This window comes from Mesorhizobium sp. WSM4817, from assembly GCF_055811135.1.
In genome coordinates this window covers 1-359 of sequence record NZ_JBVVQQ010000149.1, presented here as the reverse complement: position 1 = coordinate 359, position 359 = coordinate 1, and the positions used below count along the sequence as shown (strand labels likewise).

Annotated in this window: 1 protein-coding gene; it reads right to left on the bottom strand. The window is 58.2% G+C overall.

The genetic code is table 11. From position 1 onward, the window contains the following. Positions 1 to 359 (bottom strand): zinc-binding dehydrogenase (locus tag AC0L2K_RS35145; RefSeq protein WP_473533679.1); only part of this gene is annotated, 359 nt, incomplete at both ends.

Below are 359 nucleotides of genomic sequence, written 5' to 3'. Positions count from 1 at the left end.
ACCTTGCCGGAATTGCCGCTCTTCATCGCCTCGAAGCCGGAAATATAGTCGTCCACGCCGATGCGGTGGGTGATCAAACCACTGACGTCGAGCGGACCCTGCACCAGGGCGATCATCTTGTACCAGGTCTCGAACATCTCGCGGCCATAGATGCCCTTGAGATGCAGCATCTTGAAGATGACCTTGTTCCAGTCGATCTCGAAGCCGGTCGGCGCGATGCCCAGAATGGCGATCTTGCCGCCATTGTTCATGGTGTCGATCATGTCGCGGAAGGCGGGTGCCGCACCCGACATTTCGAGGCCGACGTCAAAACCTTCGGTCATGCCGAGCGCCGGCATGATATCGCGCAGCTTTTCCTT